At 68.8% G+C, this 18,828-nt stretch carries 23 protein-coding genes; 9 read left to right on the top strand and 14 right to left on the bottom strand.

From position 1 onward, the window contains the following. Positions 1 to 57 precede the first annotated feature (57 nt). Positions 58 to 513, top strand: a complete 456-nt coding sequence (locus ONA70_RS15295) for a lamin tail domain-containing protein (RefSeq protein ID WP_265007092.1) — start codon at positions 58 to 60, stop codon at positions 511 to 513. Positions 514 to 1,457: 944 nt separating this feature from the next. After that, on the top strand, positions 1,458 to 2,216 hold the full coding sequence (locus tag ONA70_RS15290; protein WP_265007091.1) for a DUF5131 family protein: 759 nt from the start codon (positions 1,458 to 1,460) through the stop codon (positions 2,214 to 2,216). Positions 2,217 to 2,248: 32 nt separating this feature from the next. Here the strand turns inward: ONA70_RS15290 and tcmP are convergent, their stop codons facing one another. Both tcmP and ONA70_RS15280 read right to left on the bottom strand, forming a co-directional pair. Beyond that, positions 2,249 to 3,430 carry a three-Cys-motif partner protein TcmP gene (gene tcmP, locus ONA70_RS15285; RefSeq protein WP_265007090.1) on the bottom strand — a complete coding sequence of 394 codons (1,182 nt, stop codon included), beginning with the start codon at positions 3,428 to 3,430 and terminating at the stop codon, positions 2,249 to 2,251. A 274-nt stretch (positions 3,431 to 3,704) separates the two neighbouring features. Then, positions 3,705 to 4,199, bottom strand: a complete 495-nt coding sequence (locus tag ONA70_RS15280; RefSeq protein WP_265007089.1) for a Pycsar system effector family protein — start codon at positions 4,197 to 4,199, stop codon at positions 3,705 to 3,707. A gap of 116 nt (positions 4,200 to 4,315) precedes the next feature. Here ONA70_RS15280 and ONA70_RS15275 point away from each other — a divergent pair, with 116 nt between their 5' ends. Further along, positions 4,316 to 5,233, top strand: coding sequence for a hypothetical protein (locus ONA70_RS15275; RefSeq protein ID WP_265007088.1), 918 nt, complete (start codon positions 4,316 to 4,318; stop codon positions 5,231 to 5,233). A 234-nt stretch (positions 5,234 to 5,467) separates the two neighbouring features. On the opposite strand, the gene ONA70_RS15270 is transcribed toward ONA70_RS15275, so the two are convergent. Both ONA70_RS15270 and ONA70_RS15265 read right to left on the bottom strand, forming a co-directional pair. Then, positions 5,468 to 6,106: a hypothetical protein gene (locus ONA70_RS15270; protein ID WP_265007087.1), complete on the bottom strand. Its 639-nt coding sequence runs from the start codon at positions 6,104 to 6,106 to the stop codon at positions 5,468 to 5,470. A gap of 647 nt (positions 6,107 to 6,753) precedes the next feature. Beyond that, positions 6,754 to 6,963, bottom strand: a complete 210-nt coding sequence (locus ONA70_RS15265; protein ID WP_265007086.1) for a winged helix-turn-helix domain-containing protein — start codon at positions 6,961 to 6,963, stop codon at positions 6,754 to 6,756. 369 nt (positions 6,964 to 7,332) lie between these two features. Between ONA70_RS15265 and ONA70_RS15260 the strand changes: the two genes are divergently transcribed. Continuing rightward, complete coding sequence (locus tag ONA70_RS15260; protein WP_265007085.1) at positions 7,333 to 7,629, top strand: DivIVA domain-containing protein; 297 nt, start codon at positions 7,333 to 7,335, stop codon at positions 7,627 to 7,629. After that, positions 7,626 to 7,895 (top strand): hypothetical protein, encoded by a 270-nt coding sequence (locus ONA70_RS15255; RefSeq protein WP_265007084.1) that lies wholly within the window; start codon positions 7,626 to 7,628, stop codon positions 7,893 to 7,895. Before ONA70_RS15260 ends, ONA70_RS15255 begins: the two co-directional genes overlap by 4 nt. Before the next feature lie 370 nt (positions 7,896 to 8,265). Here ONA70_RS15255 and ONA70_RS15250 read toward each other — a convergent pair whose 3' ends face one another. From ONA70_RS15250 to ligD (ONA70_RS15210), 9 genes are all read right to left on the bottom strand, one after another. Then, on the bottom strand, positions 8,266 to 9,114 hold the full coding sequence (locus tag ONA70_RS15250; protein ID WP_265007083.1) for a GNAT family N-acetyltransferase: 849 nt from the start codon (positions 9,112 to 9,114) through the stop codon (positions 8,266 to 8,268). 29 nt (positions 9,115 to 9,143) lie between these two features. Beyond that, positions 9,144 to 9,797, bottom strand: a complete 654-nt coding sequence (locus ONA70_RS15245) for a hypothetical protein (RefSeq protein ID WP_265007082.1) — start codon at positions 9,795 to 9,797, stop codon at positions 9,144 to 9,146. A 2-nt stretch (positions 9,798 to 9,799) separates the two neighbouring features. Continuing rightward, positions 9,800 to 10,198 carry a YbaB/EbfC family nucleoid-associated protein gene (locus tag ONA70_RS15240; RefSeq protein WP_265007081.1) on the bottom strand — a complete coding sequence of 133 codons (399 nt, stop codon included), beginning with the start codon at positions 10,196 to 10,198 and terminating at the stop codon, positions 9,800 to 9,802. 18 nt (positions 10,199 to 10,216) lie between these two features. After that, positions 10,217 to 11,260, bottom strand: a complete 1,044-nt coding sequence (locus ONA70_RS15235; RefSeq protein WP_265007080.1) for a hypothetical protein — start codon at positions 11,258 to 11,260, stop codon at positions 10,217 to 10,219. 74 nt (positions 11,261 to 11,334) lie between these two features. Further along, a complete protein-coding gene (locus tag ONA70_RS15230) occupies positions 11,335 to 12,072 on the bottom strand; it encodes a TIGR03089 family protein (RefSeq protein WP_265007079.1) in 738 nt (245 codons plus the stop codon). 49 nt (positions 12,073 to 12,121) lie between these two features. Continuing rightward, positions 12,122 to 12,238 carry a TetR-like C-terminal domain-containing protein gene (locus ONA70_RS15225; RefSeq protein ID WP_265007078.1) on the bottom strand — a complete coding sequence of 39 codons (117 nt, stop codon included), beginning with the start codon at positions 12,236 to 12,238 and terminating at the stop codon, positions 12,122 to 12,124. Between the two features lie 24 nt (positions 12,239 to 12,262). Continuing rightward, the gene (locus ONA70_RS15220) at positions 12,263 to 12,853 is read right to left on the bottom strand and encodes a hypothetical protein (RefSeq protein ID WP_265007077.1); all 591 of its coding nucleotides are present in this window, start codon (positions 12,851 to 12,853) and stop codon (positions 12,263 to 12,265) included. 78 nt (positions 12,854 to 12,931) lie between these two features. Beyond that, positions 12,932 to 13,843, bottom strand: a complete 912-nt coding sequence (gene ligD / locus ONA70_RS15215; RefSeq protein ID WP_265007076.1) for a non-homologous end-joining DNA ligase — start codon at positions 13,841 to 13,843, stop codon at positions 12,932 to 12,934. After that, positions 13,833 to 14,774, bottom strand: a complete 942-nt coding sequence (gene ligD / locus ONA70_RS15210; protein ID WP_265007075.1) for a non-homologous end-joining DNA ligase — start codon at positions 14,772 to 14,774, stop codon at positions 13,833 to 13,835. The genes ligD (ONA70_RS15215) and ligD (ONA70_RS15210) overlap by 11 nt, the downstream gene beginning before the upstream one ends. Before the next feature lie 85 nt (positions 14,775 to 14,859). On the opposite strand from ligD (ONA70_RS15210), the gene ku reads away from it, so the two are divergent. After that, on the top strand, positions 14,860 to 15,891 hold the full coding sequence (gene ku, locus ONA70_RS15205; protein WP_265007074.1) for a non-homologous end joining protein Ku: 1,032 nt from the start codon (positions 14,860 to 14,862) through the stop codon (positions 15,889 to 15,891). A 66-nt stretch (positions 15,892 to 15,957) separates the two neighbouring features. Here ku and ONA70_RS15200 read toward each other — a convergent pair whose 3' ends face one another. After that, on the bottom strand, positions 15,958 to 16,350 hold the full coding sequence (locus ONA70_RS15200) for a PPOX class F420-dependent oxidoreductase (RefSeq protein WP_265007073.1): 393 nt from the start codon (positions 16,348 to 16,350) through the stop codon (positions 15,958 to 15,960). 158 nt (positions 16,351 to 16,508) lie between these two features. Here ONA70_RS15200 and ONA70_RS15195 point away from each other — a divergent pair, with 158 nt between their 5' ends. The 3 genes from ONA70_RS15195 to ONA70_RS15185 all read left to right on the top strand — a co-directional run bounded on the left by ONA70_RS15195 (position 16,509) and on the right by ONA70_RS15185 (position 18,827). After that, positions 16,509 to 17,168, top strand: coding sequence for an FKBP-type peptidyl-prolyl cis-trans isomerase (locus ONA70_RS15195; protein WP_265007072.1), 660 nt, complete (start codon positions 16,509 to 16,511; stop codon positions 17,166 to 17,168). 141 nt (positions 17,169 to 17,309) lie between these two features. Beyond that, positions 17,310 to 18,152 (top strand): SCO6745 family protein, encoded by an 843-nt coding sequence (locus tag ONA70_RS15190; RefSeq protein WP_265007093.1) that lies wholly within the window; start codon positions 17,310 to 17,312, stop codon positions 18,150 to 18,152. Positions 18,153 to 18,173: 21 nt separating this feature from the next. After that, complete coding sequence (locus tag ONA70_RS15185; protein ID WP_265007071.1) at positions 18,174 to 18,827, top strand: HAD family hydrolase; 654 nt, start codon at positions 18,174 to 18,176, stop codon at positions 18,825 to 18,827. Position 18,828 lies beyond the last annotated feature (1 nt).

Here is an 18,828-nt window from a genome sequence, read left to right as displayed (position 1 = left end):
AACATCTGTTCGGTGACGGGTTCACGCCGGCGTCTATGTCCAACCAAGGGGGACCACTTGAAGAAGAGGCTGATCGGGTTCGTCTCGGCGCTCGCCATTGCCGTCGGCGGATCGCTGGCCGTCGCCGCTCCGGCGCAGGCCGCTACCCCGCAGGTCATGATCACGCTCGCCTACTACAACTCGCCGGGCAGCGACACGGGGTCGAACACCAGCCTCAACGGCGAGTACATCCGGCTGACCAACAAGCGTAGCTACACCATCAACCTCAAGTACTGGACCCTGCGCGACAAGTCCAGCCACGTCTACAAGTTCAGCAGCAACTTCTACCTCAAGCCCGGCTACAACGTGTACATCCACACTGGCAAGGGCACCAACACCACCTACCACCGCTACTGGGGCCGCTCCGCCTACGTCTGGAACAACACCGGCGACGCCGCCTACCTGCGCAACTCCGCCGGCACCGCGATCGACTCCTGCTCCTGGGGCAGCAGCGGCAGCTACACCTACTGCTGACGACACCTAAACGCCGGCCCGCCCTTCACGGGTGGGTCGGCGTTTGGCATATCCGGGTCCTCCCCTGGGGATGGCACGCTCCCTAGCCTGACCACTCGCTTACAAGCTCTGTGCGTCGCGTTCGCACGCATCCGGCAACGGCTGCACGCTCGGAGCGTCGTCCGTGCCAGCGCTCGTCAGCGTGCTGCCGTCCGGCGTCGTTGCTGTTAGCGTTGCTGTTGACAACCCAGACCGATCCCCGCTGGCGGGAGCCGGACACCCTTCGCCGAGACGTGCTGATCGGTGCCGAACAGGTTGGCTTGCCGGTCCAGGAACCACCGCTGCAATGACCTGCTGATAGTCTCTTACTCGGTCCTCGTCCTGTCTGGTCTGGGTCTGGCGGCCTGTTCGAATCGGGCCTCACGTTCGCAGTCGTTGGTCTTCTGACCTTCCTCGCTCCCCTGCTGAAGCACCTGATGGGCGGCCGCAGAAGCCGCATCTGTTCGGCGGGAGAAGCGAAGAAGAGGGTGACCATGGGTGAAGCAGCTCGGAAGATCGCCTCTGGCGTCCTGGCCACTGTCTACGCCGTCGGCTGCAACGCGACAGGATCGGCGTTCCTGGCCTGGACCAGACATGATGAGCAACAGCAACGAGACGTGTGGAAGCCTCATCAGTTCACGAACTACAGGCAAGCGGGCTGACGACGGCCTGGTGGCCGGTCGGTTCACACCTCGTTATCTGGGCAAACGTTGTCACCGACGGTCTTCGTTGGTCGCCAGCATTCAGCCTGCAACGGCCTGGGCGGCGGGCCTAGCCGAGTCTCATGCTGCCCCCTACGCGTTGATCGAGCGAAGCATGGGCAACCTCCGCACTTCTTGCCTAGCCTCCAAGAAAGATCGCCTCCGCGCCTTTCAATCAGTACGCACGTTCGACAGAATCGTTCCAACCGGCCGGGGAGAGTGGTGATGGCAGACAAGAGCTCCATCGAGTGGACCGAAGCCACATGGAACCCGACAACTGGTTGCGACCGCATCTCGCGCGGCTGCGATCACTGCTACGCGCTGACCTTGGCGAAGCGGTTGAAGGCCATGGGCTCCGCCAAGTACCAGACAGACGGCGACCCGCGTACCTCCGGACCGGGCTTCGGAGTTGCGGTGCACCCCGCTGAGCTGACGCTGCCTCTGAGGTGGCGAGAGCCCCGGGTCGTGTTCGTCAACTCGATGAGCGACCTGTTCCACGCGAAGGTTCCCTTCGGGTTCGTCGAGCAGGTCTTCGAGGTCATGGCGGCAACTCCACAGCACACCTACCAGGTACTCACAAAGCGAGCGGCAAGGCTAGCCAAGGTCGCTCCCCGCCTGACCTGGCCGGCCAATGTCTGGATGGGCGTCTCCGTCGAGGACGATGAACAGACGGAACGCATCGATCACCTCCGCCAGGTGCCCGCCGCCGTTCGGTTCGTCTCCGCTGAGCCGCTACTCGGCCCGCTGGACGACCTGAACCTCGACGGCATTGACTGGCTGATTGCCGGTGGTGAGTCTGGCCACGGTTGCCGGCCGGTCGATCCCCACTGGGTTCGGTCCTTGCGCGACCAGTGTGCCGCCGGCGGGACGGCCTTCTTCTTCAAGCAGTGGGGCGGCAGAACGCCAAAGGCCGGCGGTCGAGAGCTGGATGGCCGGACATGGGACGAGATGCCAGCAGCACGGGAACTTACCTCGATCGGGTAGAAGCAGCCCAACGAAGAAGGGGCTTACAGCCCCTACGGGCGCCGCAACTGCTCCTTCCAGAAGTCCCCTTTGCCGGTGTTGGCCACAGACGTTCCGCTTAGCAGCTTCACGGCGGCCCGCACGTGAGGGGTGCTTGCCTGGCCTAGTGTGGTGCCGTAGACCTCCGGTACGCGGTCGGCTGGACAGAACGGTCCCAGCTCGTCGAGCAGGCGTTGGAGGTTCGCTGCGATGATCCTCGTCCACTCCGGGCCATGGGTCCTGCTCTGGCTCTCGGCGGTCGGCAACTCATCGTCGCCGAACAGCGAGCCCTGACCGTACCTCTCGCCCTTGCGGAGGAGATCCGTCTGCCAAGCCACCGACCACTCCACGCCCGCCTTGCCCAGGGAGTCCGCGAAGTGCCAAGCTCCCTCGTTGCTCGCGGTGAACAGCGCTAGCACGTACTTTGGCAGCAAATCGGGCCTAGGCCGTACCGGCATCTTGACCGCTCGGTAACTAGTGCCGGCCGTCAGGAGCTTCTCGTAGGTGTCGCAGACCTCCAACGCGATCTCAGTCGCGCGTTGCTCGTCTCCTTCGTCACGCACGTGGGCGAAGTGGTCCTGCCACCAGTCGCCCCCTAGGAAGCGGTCGAGCCGACCGGCAGTCTTCTGGTCGGCGGGCGACAACTCTCCGCGCCTGGAACGAGCCAGATGCACGGCCCGGCCCATCCGGGCGACACTTAGCACGCTGAAGTGCAGCAGCACCTCAGTGGGTGGCCACGACGGCCTGCCCAGCAGAGCAGCCTTGAGCAGATCGAAGTCGAGTGCCGGACCAAACGGGTCGAGGAAGGCAAACAGGGACGCGCCCTGGGCCCGCTTTAGGAGTTCTGGCAGATGGTCATCAAGCGAGCCGCGGCGAACGATGCGCTCGGCATCGCCGCCCTTCTCATCGAGCACCCGCTTCAAGTTGGTGAAGCTGTCCGGGTTCTGCTCGACGAAGAATCCCAACACACTGCGGTAGCCCTTCACGAACTCGGCACACCGCGACAGGAGCAGCGGCGAACCCGGCTGCCCGTCCTCGTACTCTCCGCGCCCCGCGTAGCCGTCGAGGAAGACAACACGGTTACCTTCCACGCTGCGGCCGGTCTTCGATGCGAACACCACTGGGTATCGGCTCAAGATCCCGTGCTTGAAGACTGCTGCCGATTTTCTGGACGCGAAGAAGTCAGCCCCGGCCATCAGCCCTCCCCACGGCTACCGAAGGTAGCGTCACGCTAGCGGAAGGTGGCGGACAGTGGAAGATGCGCAGGAACGTTTGGCTCATGCCTCGACGCCTCCTCGAAGGGATTTCCGCTCCTCCGGAGCGATCGAGATGAGACCGCTTCAACATTAAGTGTCGTAAATCCGACCGTCGGCGCAGCCGCTGGCGGCACCTCGCCGCGTTACCTCCCGTTGGACTGTCACCTGAGCGCGCCTTCGGCCTTGGGCCGGCGCGGACTCCGCTCAGCAACATTCAGAGTCGGTAGACAAGCACAGCGGTTCCAGACGAAAGCATCGCAGCACCGAGCAGGTAGATGGCGATAGCTACTCGCCGAAACTTGGCTCTGGCGACCATGCTGTTAGCCCACACCTGCTCCGCGAGGTGTCGCTCAAATCGCCCTTCGTCCCTCGTCAGCGCAGTAAACGTGTCCACATAGCTTCTCTGGTCGCCGCCGTACCGGCGCGCCACATGATCGAAGTAGATCAGAGAGCGAGCCTCACCGGTTCGCAGTCTTGGAGCCAGAATGCGCGATGCAATCAGGGCAGCGCCACCCACGCAGACGATGGCGACGACGAGCAGGCCGGCGTACACGGGCTCATCCTTGAAGTCAGCCAGCCGAGGAATCCTCTTGACGAGCAGGCCGCCCAGGACACCAGAAGCAGCCAGCACGGCTGCCGCCTTGGCGTCTGCAAATCGGATCCACTCGTTAACTTGGCCGAGCGCTTTCCAACCGTTGTCCACCGTCACGCTCCGACACCGTACACACCTGCCGCACCCAGATCACCCCTCTAGCTTTCCCTTGATCAACTGGATGGGTTGTCGTATCGCCCCACTACTGTGGCGGCCAGCCTTTAGGAGGGCCCGTGACTGAAGTGGATCTCAAAGCACTCCTCGCCGACGTCGATGGAGATGTCGCTACCGAACTAGCCTCTAAGCCGGAGGTTGTTGACAAAGGGCATGAGCTAGACATATCGAAGCTCCCGATCGAGGCCCGAAAGTGGCACAAGCTGAGGGATGCCGTAGCGGTGGTAGCTGACCTCAAGAGCTCCACTCAGCTTGGCCTGAACAAACATGCCGCTTCAACCGCCAGCATCTATGAAGCCGCCACGGGCGGCGTGGTCCAGATCTTCGACGAGTTCGATGCGAATTTCGTCGCAATCCAGGGCGATGGAGCTTTCGCACTTTTCTGGGGCGATAAGCGAAGGGAGCGGGCGGTTTGCGCTGGGATCACCATAAAGACCTTCAGCTTCAAACACTTGGTTCCCCGTTTGGAGAACAAGTGGGACTGTCTGCCGGAAACTGGCCTAAAGGTCGGTTTAGGAAGCAGCCCTCTACTGGTAAAGCGCGTAGGCGTGCCTCGCACCGAGCATCAGGAGCCGGTCTGGGCCGGACGAGCTGTCAACTATGCCGCCAAGGCCGCCCAGCAGGCCGACCGTCACCAAATGGTTGTGACGGGGGCAGTCTGGGATTGGATATCCGATAACGACTTCCTGGCCGTCACCTGCTCCTGTAGCAACCCAAGCCCCAACCTCTGGTCTGACATCACGATCGAGAAGATTCCGGAGGGTGACGGCGACCGTGAGGGCAAACGCCTGACGACGAGCTGGTGCGATGTTCATGGGCCGGAGTACTGCGACGCCGTACTGGAAGGAAAGAAGCGGCGTCCAGACGTCACCAATCAACGGACATCAGCACTCGCGGCGGAGATGAAGAACTGGGTGCGCAATAAGGCGGCCCAGGAGCGCAAGAATCGATCAGCCCGATACGAAGGGCTGCGCTGAGGCAACCCAGCGCCCCTTCACCATCCCGATGCTGCTATGGATGTCAAGCTCCGTCGGCCGGCGGAGCTTGCCCCCCTCGTCCCGAAAGAATGATCAGCCGTCGATGAGCTGGCCGAGTATCCGGGCCGAGCTGCCGCAGTCCACCATCGTCCGTGAGCGTCCAGCGTCGGCCGCCTCGGTCGTCACTCAGTTGGTCACCCAGCCCTGGAATCGCGTTACAGGCATCGGGCACGGTCACCTAGAGATTGAGGGCTGACGGGGAGCCGGCGCAGGGCCCGCTTGAGCCACTTCCTCAATAGATGGCAGGTTATCGGTTTCGGCGGTTCGGACTACACGCCGCACCATCTCTACCTGCTCAATATATTTTTTGACCTGTTCGTCTTCGGTGGCACCAAAGACTTCTGGGCGGTCGAGCATCCGCCGATACAGGTCGTAAAAATCCGACTCGCCACTGCGAAATGCTTTGTAGTTTGCCTCCACCCTAAAGCCTCGACTGAGACCCAAAGTGAGGGCAGCATGGGCAGCCACAACCGTGACTAGCGTCTTCGACCACGGGTCGGGCGTTATTGCTTGCGCCAAGATGGGTAGACTAACTGTCGATACCGTTACCCATACAAGCGAATACATATGGAATCTGCGATATCGCTCAGCCTGAGTCTTCCAGAAGACAAGAGTTCCGTGAATTCGCTCGAAGTTTTGAGAGAGCCGCTTTTTAGCCTCATCGCCGAAGTGGGCAGAATCCGCAAATGACGGCCCACCTGGGTTGAGGCTCACCATTCCGAACAGCGTTCGTAACGCCGGATACAACGTGGCTATCGCAACAGCTATGTATCCGAACAGAGCAATAGCCCAGCCGTTGATGGCGACCTCCAATGAGAGCCCGGTGGCCAGAGATCCTATGCGCTACCAGGCGTCAAGCGCACCTTGACTTGTTCAGCGGCCAGCGCGGCGACGTACGCGACGAGGCCGTGGTGGGGATGCGGCGCGTGCACTCCGGGCAGGCCCCTGGCCTGCCGGCGACTGCCGGCCCGAGGGGTCGCAGAGGCTCCGGGGTCAAGGGCGGCCCGTAGGGCCGTCGCGTCAGCGACGCGAAGCGCCCTTGACCTTGGAGGGGCGGCCCCGCACACTCCGTGTCCCCACCACGGCCGGGGGTGACTCGCCTGACGGCGCGGCGGTGCGACGGCCGCCGCGCCCTGGCCGGCTGCCGGCCCACCAGTTCCCCGGTCAGCGGCCTGTCGTTCTGCGGCGGCCCTCCGGGCTTCCCGCTCTCCGCGCCAGCCGCCGGGCATCAGGCGTGACGGCCGCAGAGCGACAGCGGCAGCGGCCGGCGCGCGCCCAGGCGGCGGCGCGTGCGGCCCGTCAAGGGCCGCCTTGAAGAAGAAGTACAGAAACTTTGAGCCGCCCTGCCGGCAGTCCGTTCTAAGAACTGGCGGACGTCCGTCGCGCCCTGTCATGAGGCATGATTCACGCTGGCCCCGGCGGTACGCGCCATGCCACGGCCAGCTACCTGATTGCGCGGGTTAGCCCCGAGTGGACTCTGCGACGAAGACGCCGCGACCTGGACGGCCAACCAGCACACCCTGCTCTCGCAACGTCGCGATCGCGCGCTGAATCGTCGAGTGCGAGACGTCGTAAGAATCGGCGAGCACGCGGCCTGCGGGCAGCTGGCTCCCCGGCGGATACGTCCCGTCCTTGATCTTCCTTCGCAGGTCGTCCAGCAGTTCGTCCATGGTGGGCGGAATAGGCACGATGCGGCCCCTTGCAGTCGGTTGGCCCACCCAGTATCGATCGACCCCTCGAAGTAGGCAATGCACCTACTGAAAGAGGTGATGGTGGTGACATAGCTGATAGTGATGATGGTTAGGCATAAGAGGGTGGCGAGGTACTTGACGTAAGTGACGCCGCATCGGTACCGTCACTCCCGGTGATGCGGTGCTGCTGCGGTCGGTTGGCGCCTCTCGTACCGGTCTCGCATCGCCGTCGAGACCTCACACCCTCCGCGCTCCCCCAGCGCGGTAGGGCGGCCTCCGCCAACGCGCAACCGGCGGAGGCCGCCCTTTCCCCACGAATCCGCGGCCTCCACGAAGGGCGGTCACCTCGTGCGCAACCTGCTCCGCCGGCTGACCCGCCGGCCCCCTGCACCGCAGCCAGCGCCAATTCACAAAACGCCGATGAACCACACCCCGCTGCGCCCCTGGCAGGTGCGGGACCGCTGCTTCAACGTCCGCCGGCGCGGCCTCGATCCGGTCGAGATCCGCACCTTCCTGCACCGCGTCGCCGACGAGCTGGCCGTCGCGCAGACCGCCCTGGTCGCGGTGCAGGAGGAGAACGTACGCATCAAGAATGCCCTGCGCGCCTGGCAGAGCGCCCAGTCGGCGAACCGCCACTACCGATGACGGACCGCTGGGTGATCCACCTGCCGGTCACCGCGCCCGATCTGCATCGCGCCCGGATTTTCGCGCGTACCGCCGCTCGGGTGTTGGCCCAGCTCAGCGCCCGGGTCGAGCCGGGTGGGGTGACCGTCTCGGCCGAGGACGAGCAGTGCGTACGCCATTGGGTCTTTTGCGACCGGCCGCTGCCCGACGGCGGTGGGCGGTGTGCGCTGCCGGTGGACCACACCTCGCCCTGTTCGCGCCGCGCGCCGTGGCTCACCCGCCGCTGAAGGCAGCCGGGCACCCCAGACGCCCGCGCTGGCGAATGACCGCTGGCCCATCGGGTACGCGGGCTACGACACGCGAAGGATCAGGCCGGGTAGACCCGGCGCCGCTGTCACGCCGTCCCGTTGCACCGGGGCCGTCTCCGATCCGACGTACGAGAGAAGAGACGTACGAGAGAAGAGAGGCACGCGATGAGGGACAGATTCCTCACCAGGTTGAAGCGCAGGGCAAACACGATCATGGTGCGCCGAAGGCGCAAGAATTCCCTGATCACCAAGCCGAGCCGCTCCAGAAGGCCCGGCCGGCTCTTTCAGTGAGCGCACCAGGCGCAGTCGGCGGCCCGACCGGCGAGCACCGGGCCGCCGGCGGCGTTGGTCACGGGCGGCGGCGCAGGTAGCGGGCGCGGCGGCCGGCGTCGCAGAAGCCGAGCCGCCGGTACAGGGCGGCGGCCGGGTTGTTGTCGTTGACGCAGAGCCACGCCTCCCGGGCACCGTCGCCGGCCAGCGACCACAGCGCGGTCGCCACCAGGTACGCCCCGACCCGTCGTCCCCGCCACTTGGGCACGACGCCGACCTGGTCGATCCAGTTCTCGATGACGTTGAGGAAGCCGACCGCCGTTCCGTCGGGACCGCGCGCGATCAGCGACAGGTCCGGCCGGTACCCGTCGTCCTCCCGCAGCTCACCCAGCCAGTCCTCGGCCGCCGGCTCGACGAAGCCGGGGCGGTCGGCGAAGGACGCGCGGTAGGTGCCGAACAGCTCGGGGCCGAGCGCCGCCGGCTCAAGCCGCACCCCGTCGGCGGCCGGCACCTCGGGGAGGGCGTCGAGGTCATGCCGGAGCACCCACTCCAGGAAGGTCCGCTCGAAGCCGCGCCCGGCGAACAGGGTCTCCGCGTCGGCGCTCCACGTCTCGGTGGTGACCAGCAGGTCCGCGTCGCCGGCCTGCTCGTCCGCCCAGCTCAGCAGCCGGGCGCCAATCCCCTGGCCCCGCCAGGCCGGATGCACCAGGCCGGTGGCGGTGGCCGGCGTACGTCCGGTGCCGACGCCGACGGCCGCGACCGGCTCCCCGTCGTGCCAGGCGGCGAGGGTACGGGTCTGGAGCAGCCGCGCCCGCAGCAGCGGCGGCTGGCCGAACAGCGGCAGCCCACCGTCCACGGCGAGGCAGGCCTCGGCCAGCCCCGCCAGCGCCGGGAGATCTTCCTCGCCGAATTCCTGCCAGATCAGCACGTCCGTGCACTCCTCCTGCCGGCCGCGCCTCAGGGTCGCGGGGCACCTGCGGCGGCCAGCGCCTCCAGCAGCATCCGCAAGCGGCGCTCGCGGCGGAACCGTCCCTCGTAGAGGCCGACCTGCCAAGCGGCCGGGCTGTTCACCCGGCTGCGCCAGTGTTCGGCCAGCTTGCGGGTGTCGTCGTGCGCGGTCAGCGCTTCCGCCACCGACGGCGGCACGTCGAGGACGAGGATCGGGCTGCCGGGGCGATCGCGTTCCACCCGGACGCCGGTGAGCGCACGGGCCGGCAGTCGTACGTCCCACCAGTCCGGGTCCTCGGGGTCGGCGCCGGCCAGTTCGTCAGCCCACACGCCGCGCAGCCGGCCGCGGATCTCCCCGTCGGCGATGGAGAGCATCGGGTACCCGGCGCCGTAGCCGTACCAGGCGGCGGCGCCGGCAGTGACCATCAGGTGGATCACGGGGCCACCCACCACCACGGCGGGCACGGCGACGAACGGCAGCCACGACACCTGCTGGGCCAGCGGCGCGGTCACGAGCAGGACCACGACCCCGGCGACAACCAGGCCGACCAGGCCCGCGACGGTCACCGGGCGCGCCTGGTAGCCGGCCTTGATCGGCCGCAGCGTGCCGAGCACTCGCAGCGTCCGCCGGCGCATGCGCAACTCGGGTGCATCAGTGCTCATGGTCACCCGAGGTTGGCGCGTAGCTGTTCGAGCTTGTCCCGCTGCGCGTCGACGAGCCGCTGGTACTGGGCGACCTGCTCCTTGGCCTGGCGGACGGCGTCGGTGCCGTACGCGTCGGCGCCCTGGGTCATCTGCCCGACGACGTCGGCCAGGTTGGCGCTGGCCGCGTCGGCGGCCCGGCCGACGGCGGCGAGGATTGCCTCGCGCAGCTCGTAGGTCTGCATCCGCCGGGTCTCCGCGGCCAGCTCGATGTCGACGAGGCGGCCGCTCGCGCCGCACGTCGCCCGCACCAGCCCCGCGTCGTCGGCTCCCTCACCGGTGAGGTTCTGCATGCTGGCGGCGAACCGGTTCGCCTGCTCAGCCATGCCCTCGATGAGGCGTCGCGCGTCCGGGTCGATCACGAAGACTCCTTCGCGGGATCAGGCGAAGTTCTCGCCGACGTGGAACTCGGTCAGGTCGGGCGTGCCCGCGGCGCCGTCGTCCGGCAGCGCCATCAGCTTCAGGAAGTCCTTGGCGAGCCCGTTGATGACCGCCAGGATCAGCCCGCCCAGCGCGGTCACCGCCGCGACCATGGTGGTGACGGAGCCGGCCACGGCCGCCCCGGTGGCCTCGATGATCGGCTCGAGCACGACGGCGGCACCGGGCACGAGCTCGGCGGCGCGCATGGCGATCAGCCAGATCAGGAACGGTACGGTCATCGCACCCAGGGCGATCCACAGGCCGCTGAGGGCGATCTCCAGGGAGTGCAGGGCCTCGCCCAGGGTGCGGACGTACGCGCCGAGTTCGTCCAGGTGGGCCTTGAGCTTGGTGGCCATGATGACGAAACTGTCCTTGCCCTGGCCCTTCCAGGTGCCGGTGGCGGCCGAGCAGATCTTGTCGAAGTTGACGTTGAGGGCCTTCTGCAGGTTGTCGCCGTGGCGGATCAGATCGGCGCCGGCCTGGGCGATACCCATCGGGTTGGCCACGAACAGCACCGCGCCGGCCACGCCGATGATGAACGTCGGGCACAGCGCCGCACAGGCCGACATGCCGGCGAGGACCGCGCCGATCTCCGCCAGCGTGATCGAGCCGGCCACGGCAGCGAGGGCCGCCGGATCCTGGGCCAGCTGGGCCACGCCCGTCCTGCCGTAGGCGTCGCCGAAGCTGCTCATCGGTGCCGGCTTGCCACCGAACCCGCTGACGTGCAGGTCCTCCGCGCGCTCGTACTGATCCGCGACGACGCCGAGTTTCGCGCCGATCTGCCGGCACACGTCCGCCGCGCCCTGCACGTCCTTGACCAGGAACTCGAGGCGCTGGATGTAGATCGCTTCAGCCGGCGACAGGGCGATACCGAACCCGGGCGGATCGATGACGCCGTCGCGGGCGATCTCGTCCGCCTGCAGCGCGTAGTCCTCAGCGACCGTGGTGCCGAGGGTTCGCCCATGCGTGCGAACGTCCTCCGGGTCCACAGTGAAGTCGCCCATGCCGCCCCTCCCCTCCTCGCCGCACTTCTCCGGCATCGTAGGCGATCACTGCCCAGCCGGATGTCCCCGCAGCGTCAGAGCACGCGGGTGACCTGCTCGGCGGTGACCCGGGCATCGAGCGTGGACCGGTCGAGGTTGGCGCAGATGACCACCGACGCGCCGGCGGCCAGCGGGGCGAGCAGCCACTTCAACGGCTGCTCGTGCTCGGCCGCGTCGACCAGCAGCCGGTCGCCGGCCCGCAGGTCGAGCTGTTCGGCGATCTCCGTCGCGAGCCGCCGCCACGCGCCGTAGCTGGTGCCGTCCGGGGTGGCCGGCTCGGACGGATGCACGGCGGTGTAGTCGGGCGGAGCGGCGGGGTGCCGGAGCACCTCGGCGGACCAGTCAAGCCAGCCGACGGGCACCTCGGCCAGCGGCCCCGGGTCGGTGCCGACCAGATAGCGGTGCGTCCCGTCGGGCACATCCTCCAGCCAGTCGTCGAGGCGTTCCGGGGTCACGAACACCGCGTCGTACGGCCGTTCGCCGCCCGGTTCCAGGACCGGCAGCCCGGCGGTGGCCCGGGGCCGGAACGAGACCGCCATCCCCACCGACCAGGCCCCGACCAGGATCGCGGCGGTACGCCAGTGCGGTGGCAGCAGCACCGCGACCCGGCTGCCCGGGCCGAGGCCGCAGCCGTCCCGCAGCAGCCCGGCGCTGCGGGCCGCCCAGTCGCCGAGCTGCTGCGCGGTGAGCCCGGTGCGCTCGCCGGTGGCGTCGTCGTGATAGGTGAGCAGCGGTACGTCGGCCGGTACGGGGACGGGTGCGTGGACGGCCATCGGGGCACTCCTGTCTGCCGGTGCGCCCACCCTAACCACCGGACGGAGGTCAGCGGGTGAACCGGTCCACCAACAGCGCCAACCGCCGCTCGTGGTCGGCCCGCCGGAGCCGGCCGCTGCGCATGAGCGTGACCAGCCCGTGCAGCCCGCTCCAGAAGGTCGTCAACGCCTCGTGGTCGTGGGCCCGGCCTCAGAGTTTCGGGGCGATGTGTTCGGCGAGTTCCTGGTACTTGTCCACGGGGACGATCGGCGGCCCGGTGAACAGCACCACCCGCAGCTCGGACTCGTAGGCCACGGCGAACACGAGGAACCGCGTCCCCTCGCTGACGTACGTCACCGCCGCGTCGCCCAGCCCGTCCAGCTGGGTGACCTTCGCGCCACTCTTCTGCGCGATCCCGTCGACGACGCTGGCACCATCCTTGGCCCGGTCCCGCAGTGCCAGCACGTTGATCGCCATCACCTCCCGGCCCTTGCCCGTGTAGGCGCAGCCGCGCGTGGGTTCGCTGTCCTTCTGATCCACCGGCTGTTCCTCGGCGGTCAGCTTGGTGCCGCTGGAGCTGCCGAGCACCGCGACCACCACGTCGGCGGGGAGCAGCGCGCAAGCGGAGGTGATCTTCTTGAGCGGAGCGGGTCCGCTCGCCGCGGGCGTCGCGGTCGCGGGCGCCACCCATTCGGCGGCGGATCCTGGACTGTCTGTTCCCCCGCACCCCGTGGCCGTGAATGCCGCCGCCGCGACGGCGAGAAACGCGCCGATGCGGCGAATAGCGTCGAGCATGGTCATGTCGCCCTCCCCAAGTCGATCCGACTCTAATCGGGCGTATCCCATGAGCCACCCGCGCCCCACCTCGGCGGGGCGTCCTCAGCCGGGCAACTCCGGACCACCGTCGAGCAGCGGAGCCAGCAGGTCACCCTGCTTCGCGACCCGCTTGAGCACCTCGTCGGCGGTGTACGGCTTCATCGACGGCCGCTTCCCTGAGGCACCAGCGGAAACCTCGTCCCAGGTCAACGGGGTGGACACCGACGGCACCGCCTGGGCCCGCAGCGAGTACGGCGCCACCGTCGTCTTCGCCGCGTTGTTCTGGCTCCAGTCGATGAAGACCTTGCCCGGCCGCAGGTTCTTCGCCATCTTCGACACGATCAGCTTCGGGTGCGCCTTCTCCAACTCCTGCGCGATCCGCTTCGCATAAGCGGACACGTCATCCGACGATTGCGTTCCCGCGATCGGGCAGCAGAGCTGCATTCCCTTCTTCCCCGAGGTCTTCGGGTAGCTGTCGACCCCGTCGGAGGCGAGCCGGTCCCGCATCAGCAGGGCCACCTGGCAGCACTGTTTCAGCGCCGCCGGGGCGCCCGGGTCCAGGTCGACCACCATCATGTCCGGGTACTCGCCGATCTTCCACTGCGGCGTGTGCAGCTCCAGGGCGGCGAGGTTGGCCAGCCAGACCAGGGTGGGCAGGTCGTCGGCGACCACGTAGTCGATGGTCTCCCGGCCCTTGCTCGACCCGGGGGCGGGCAGGTTCTCGGTGCGTACCCAGTCGGGGGTCGCGGCCGGGGCATTCTTCTCGAAGAACGAGCCGCCGTCGACGCCGTTGGGATAGCGGATCCGGGTGAGCGCCCGGTCCTGCAGGTGCGGCAGCAGCACCGGGGCGATCCGGGTGTAGTAGTCGATCACCTCGCCCTTGGTGAAGCCGGCCTTGGGATAGAGGACCTTGTCCAGGTTGGACAGCTCCAGGGCGCGTCCCTCGACGTCCACCCTGAGCCGGTCAGCGGGCATCGTCGACCTCCTCCGGTGGCTTGTCGGGGCGCAGGCGCAGGAGCCGGGGGAACCGCAGCCGCCCGTCGGGCGTGCGCTGGCCGTACTTCACCTCCACCACGACCTGGGGCGTTACCCAGATCGCGCCGCGGGCATCCTCGCGCGGCACGTCCCCGGCGAACGGCGACGCGCCGGCGCGCAGCGGTTCCAGTTCGCGCAGCAGTTCCCGTTCCAGCGCCGCACCGATCCCGCCGCCGACCCGCCCCCGGTAGGTGAGCCGCCCGTCCGGCCGGGGCACCCCGACCAGCAGGCCGCCGATCTTGCGCGCGCCGGGCCGCCAGCCGCCGACCACGAAGTCGCCGGTCACCTCCAGCTTGACCTTGACCCAGTCGGGCGAGCGCACCCCGGGCCGGTAGGCCGACTCGACCCGCTTGGCCATCACCCCCTCCAAGCCGTGCTCGCCGGCCGCCTGGTAGGTGGCCGGGCCGTCGGCGAAGGCGGGCGGCACCGCCCAGCGGGCGGCGCCGAGCCCAAGCGACTCCAGCGCCGCGCGCCGCTCGCGGTAGGGCCGCCCGGTCAGGTCCTCGCCGCCCAACCGGAGCAGGTCGAAGATCATGTACGTGACGGGCATGATGGCCGCCAGCCGCGCCGCCTTGGCCGGATTCCGTACGTGCATCCGCTCGGCCAGCGCCGTGAACGAGGGCTGTCCGAGCTCGTTGAACAGCACCACCTCGCCGTCCAGCAGCGCGTCGTCGACCTGCTCAGCCAGGTTGAGCAGCTCCGGGTACGCGGTGGTGATCTCCACGCCGGAGCGCGCGTAGAAGTGGCGGTCGCCGTGGGAGATGTCGGCGAGCGCGCGGACCCCGTCCCACTTGAACTCATACGCCCAGCCGGCACCGGCCGGGAGCTGCCCGGTCATCGCGAGCATCGGCTTCAACGGCGCGCCGGGCACCATCTGACTGTAGTTGCACCCCGAAGCACGTGCGTGCCGTTCGATCATTTGCGATCCTGGTCAGAACCGGGGAGAGGAGCGCGGGATGCGGGCCATCTGGAAAGGAGCGGTGTCGTTCGGCCTGGTGTCGATCGGGGTGAAGGTCTACTCGGCCACCGAGGAGAAGGACATCCGTTTCCACCAGGTGCACCGGGATGACGGCGGCCGCATCCGCTACAAGCGCACCTGCTCGGTCTGCGGCGAGGAGGTCACCTACGACGACATCGCCAAGGGGTACGACATCGGCGGCGGCGAGATGGTCATCCTCACCGACGAGGACTTCGCCGAGCTGCCGCTGAGCACCTCGCACGCGATCGACGTGCTGGAGTTCGTCCCCGCCGAGCAGGTCGACCCGATCCTCTACAACAAGGCGTACTTCCTGGAGCCGGAGAGCTCCGCCGCCAAGCCGTACGTGCTGCTGCGCGACGCGCTGGCCGACTCGGAGCGGGTGGCGATCGTCAAGGTGGCGCTGCGCCAGCGGGAGCAGCTGGCCACCCTGCGGGTCCGCGAGGGCGTGCTGCTGCTCAACACGATGCTCTGGCCGGACGAGGTACGCCAGCCCGACTTCGGCTTCCTCGACGAGGACCTGAAGGTACGCCCCCCGGAGCTGGCGATGGCCAGCTCGCTGATCGACTCGATGGCCGGCGAGTTCGAGCCGGACGCCTTCACCGACGACTACCGGGCGGCGTTGCAGGAGGTCATCGACGCCAAGATCGAGGGCCGCGAGGTGGTCCAGCCGGAGGAGGAAGAGGCCGCGCCGGCCGCCGCGGTGGACCTGATGGCCGCGCTGAAGGCGTCGGTCGAGCGGGCCCGGGCGGCCCGGGGCGAGGCGCCGGCCGGCGCCGGGGCCGAGCCCACCCCGATCTCAGCGGCGCGATCCGCGCAGAAGGCGGCGAAGAAGGCCCCGGCCAAGAAGGCTGCCGAGAAGAAGGCTGCCGAGAAGAAAGCCCCGGCCAAGAAGGCGCCTGCGAAGAAGGCCGCGGAGAAGAAGGCGGAGCCGGCCAAGAAGGCAGCGGCCAAGAAGGCACCCGCGAAGAAAGCCCCAGCCAAGAAGGCCGCCCCCCGCAAGACCGCCTGACCGCCTGGTGTTAGGAGGGGCCCCTTTTAATACGCGAGGCGTTAACAGGGGGCCCCTCCTTTCACCTCAGCCCCGGCCGAGCTTCTCGGTCGGGGTGATCCGGACGATCACCCGCTCCTCACCGGGCTGGCGGAACGGGTAGGTGTCCTGCCCGAGGTACTTCTTCGCCAGCCGGTCGATGTGCTCGTCGGCACCCTCGGTGACGAACTCGGTGGTGCCCTTCACCCAGAGCGTGCGGAAGTCGTTCGCCTTGTCCACGACCGAGACCGCGACCATCGGGTTGCGCGCCATGTTGAGGTACTTCTGCCGGCCCTTGGCGGTGTTGAACAGGATGTGCTCGCCGTCGGTGTCCACCCAGACCGGGGTGACGTGCGGGGTGCCGTCGGACTCGATCGTGGCCACGTGGGCGAGCTGCGGTTCGGAGAGCAGGGCCACGTCTTCTTCGGTGAGGATCGCCATGGTCGAGAAACTACTCCCGGAAACCGCCGCCGACCCGTTTCCTGTCCGATCCGGGGCCGGCCGTAGGAGCACCGGAGGGGTCCGGCCGGGTACCGTGTGCGCTGGCCTCGGCGGCGGCCCGCCGAGGGCGCACCCACCCCACTCAGCAGGGAGTCGACGTGAGCGAGCGCGTGCAGAACCGGTCGGCGGGCCAGGGCCCGGGCACCAAGGCGGAGCGGCGGCTGGCCGCCCAGCTGGCGGCGAAGAAGGCCGCCGAGGCGCGGCGTCGGCGGCAGTCGATGCTGGGTGCGGCCGTGGGTGTCCTCGCGGTGGCCGCGCTGATCGGTGGCATCGTCTGGCTCAACAAGGGTGACGGCAACACGAAGTCCACGGCGGCCGACGCCAGCCCGTCGGCGAGTTCGATCGTCGAGCCCACCGTCGCCGCTCCGGCGCTGCCCGAGGGCGCCGACCCGGCATTGGCCACCAAGCCGAAGGTCGAGGCCGGCAAGGGCGAGCTGAAGAAGCTCACCTTGACCACCCTGATCAAGGGCAAGGGCCCGGCGGTCAAGAAGGGCCAGCAGATCACCACCAACTATGTGGGCGTGTTCTACAAGGACGGCAAGGAGTTCGACGCCTCCTGGAACAACGGCCAGCCGGCCACCTTCGCGATCGGCGTCGGGCAGGTCATCCCGGGCTGGGACCAGGGCCTGGTCGGGGTGCCGGTGGGCAGCCGGGTGCAGCTGGACATCCCGGCCGAGCTGGCGTACGGCAAGGACGCGTCGGGCGGTCGCCCGGCCGGGCCGCTGCGCTTCGTCGTGGACGTGCTCGCCGCGCAGTAGGTCACAGTGGGCTTCCGTCCGTTCACCCAACGGCAGTAGGTTCATGGTCATCGCAGGTGGGGGGACCCGCCCGCGATGACCTGACCAACCGACGCGGAGGTGCACGTGGCGGCGCTGGACGACCCCGGGTTCGCCCGGGTGATGTGGACCCACTTCGAGCCGGTCCACGCGGTGACCTACTTTCACCCGCGCGCCCGCGCCGCGTACGAGGCGGTCGGGCTGCGCGGCTACTGGCGGGGCTACTTCGCCGGTCGGGCCGCCCCGCTCGGCCCGGTCGGCGCGCCGACCGTGATCGCCGCGTTCTTCAGCTTCGCGCCGCCGATGGTGGCCCGGGCGCTGCCGTCGGTGTGGCGTCTCGCCACCCCGGCGGAGGCGCTGCGCGCCCGGCTCACCGGCGCGGTGCAGGCGCTCGCCGAGTTCACCTACGAGCTACCCGAGGCGCACCTGGTGGAGGCGGCCGAGCTGCTGGAGGAGGCGGCCGGGCGGGTCGAGACGGCCGGCCGGGTGCTCGGCGCGGTCAACGCCGCATTGCCCCGGGGCGAATACCCGCTGGCCCGGCTCTGGCAGGCCGCCACCACGCTGCGCGAGCACCGGGGCGACGGGCACGTCGGGGCGCTGGTCGGCACCGGGCTGGACCCGGTCGAGGTGGTGGCCTGGCGGTGCCGGGCCGACCAGTCCCGCGAGTTCCACCAGATGGCCCGGGGCTGGACCGACCAGGAGTGGGCCGCCGCCGAGGCGCGGCTGGTGGAGAAGGGCTGGCTGACCGCCGACGGCCGGCCGACCGAGCACGGCACGGCGACGTTCCGGGCGGTCGAGGAGGCCACCGACCGGGCCGCGGCCGGCCCATGGCGGGCGCTGGGCGCGGAGCGTACGGCGCGGGTGCGGGAGCTGCTCGAACCGATCGCCACCCGGTGCCGCACGATCATCCCGCCGCAGGCCCCGATCGGCTTGCCCGCGCAGCGCTCGGCCGCCCCGACCGGCTGAGCCGCCGGCAGGATGGGCGGCATGGTGGACGCGGTGCTCTTCGACCTCGACGGCGTGATCGTGGACTCCGAGCCGGTCTGGGAGGAGGTCCGGCGGGCGTACGTGGCCGCGCACGGCGGCACCTGGCAGCCGGACACCCAGCGCCGGCTGATGGGGATGAGCACCGGCGAGTGGGCCGCCTACCTCAGCGACGAGCTGGGCGTCGACCGCTCGGCCGCGCAGGTCGCCGACGAGGTGGTGGCCGAGATGACCCGGCGGTACGCGGAACACGTACCCCTGATCGACGACGCCGACGCGGTGGTACGCCGGATGGCCGCGCGGTGGCGGCTGGGGCTGGCCAGCTCCTCCCCCACCCGGCTGATCGCGGCGGCGCTGGCCGCGACGGGCCTGGCCGACGCCTTCGGCGCGACGCTCTCCACCGAGGAGACCGTCCGGGGCAAGCCCGCGCCGGACGTCTGGCTGGCGGTGGCGCAGCGGCTCGGGGTGGACCCGGCCCGGTGCGTGGCGGTCGAGGACTCCTCCAACGGGGTCCGCTCGGCGGCCGCCGCCGGGATGCGGGTGGTGGCCGTGCCGCACGGGTCGTACCCGCTGGACCCGGACGCCGAGGCGCTGGCGGCGGTGCTGCTGCCCGGCATCGACGCGCTCACCCCGGACGTGGTGCAGCGGCTCGGCTGAA

It is taken from the genome of Micromonospora yasonensis, from assembly GCF_026013475.1.
In the GTDB taxonomy this organism is placed as follows: Bacteria; Actinomycetota; Actinomycetes; order Mycobacteriales; family Micromonosporaceae; genus Micromonospora; species Micromonospora yasonensis.
The sequence above is the reverse complement of the archived record's forward strand: the minus strand, read 5'-3'. Positions and strand labels throughout refer to the sequence as shown.

Excerpts from the sequence above, each read along its gene's own strand:
- ONA70_RS15290 (WP_265007091.1), top strand. The coding sequence starts at position 1,458 with ATGGCAGACAAGAGCTCCATCGAGTGGACCGAAGCCACATGGAACCCG.
- tcmP (WP_265007090.1), bottom strand. The coding sequence starts at position 3,430 with ATGGCCGGGGCTGACTTCTTCGCGTCCAGAAAATCGGCAGCAGTCTTC.
- ONA70_RS15265 (WP_265007086.1), bottom strand. The coding sequence starts at position 6,963 with ATGGACGAACTGCTGGACGACCTGCGAAGGAAGATCAAGGACGGGACG.
- ONA70_RS15255 (WP_265007084.1), top strand. The coding sequence starts at position 7,626 with ATGACGGACCGCTGGGTGATCCACCTGCCGGTCACCGCGCCCGATCTG.
- ONA70_RS15245 (WP_265007082.1), bottom strand. The coding sequence starts at position 9,797 with ATGAGCACTGATGCACCCGAGTTGCGCATGCGCCGGCGGACGCTGCGA.
- ONA70_RS15235 (WP_265007080.1), bottom strand. The coding sequence starts at position 11,260 with ATGGGCGACTTCACTGTGGACCCGGAGGACGTTCGCACGCATGGGCGA.
- ONA70_RS15230 (WP_265007079.1), bottom strand. The coding sequence starts at position 12,072 with ATGGCCGTCCACGCACCCGTCCCCGTACCGGCCGACGTACCGCTGCTC.
- ONA70_RS15220 (WP_265007077.1), bottom strand. The coding sequence starts at position 12,853 with ATGACCATGCTCGACGCTATTCGCCGCATCGGCGCGTTTCTCGCCGTC.
- ligD (WP_265007076.1), bottom strand. The coding sequence starts at position 13,843 with ATGCCCGCTGACCGGCTCAGGGTGGACGTCGAGGGACGCGCCCTGGAG.
- ku (WP_265007074.1), top strand. The coding sequence starts at position 14,860 with ATGCGGGCCATCTGGAAAGGAGCGGTGTCGTTCGGCCTGGTGTCGATC.
- ONA70_RS15200 (WP_265007073.1), bottom strand. The coding sequence starts at position 16,350 with ATGGCGATCCTCACCGAAGAAGACGTGGCCCTGCTCTCCGAACCGCAG.
- ONA70_RS15190 (WP_265007093.1), top strand. The coding sequence starts at position 17,310 with ATGTGGACCCACTTCGAGCCGGTCCACGCGGTGACCTACTTTCACCCG.
- ONA70_RS15185 (WP_265007071.1), top strand. The coding sequence starts at position 18,174 with ATGGTGGACGCGGTGCTCTTCGACCTCGACGGCGTGATCGTGGACTCC.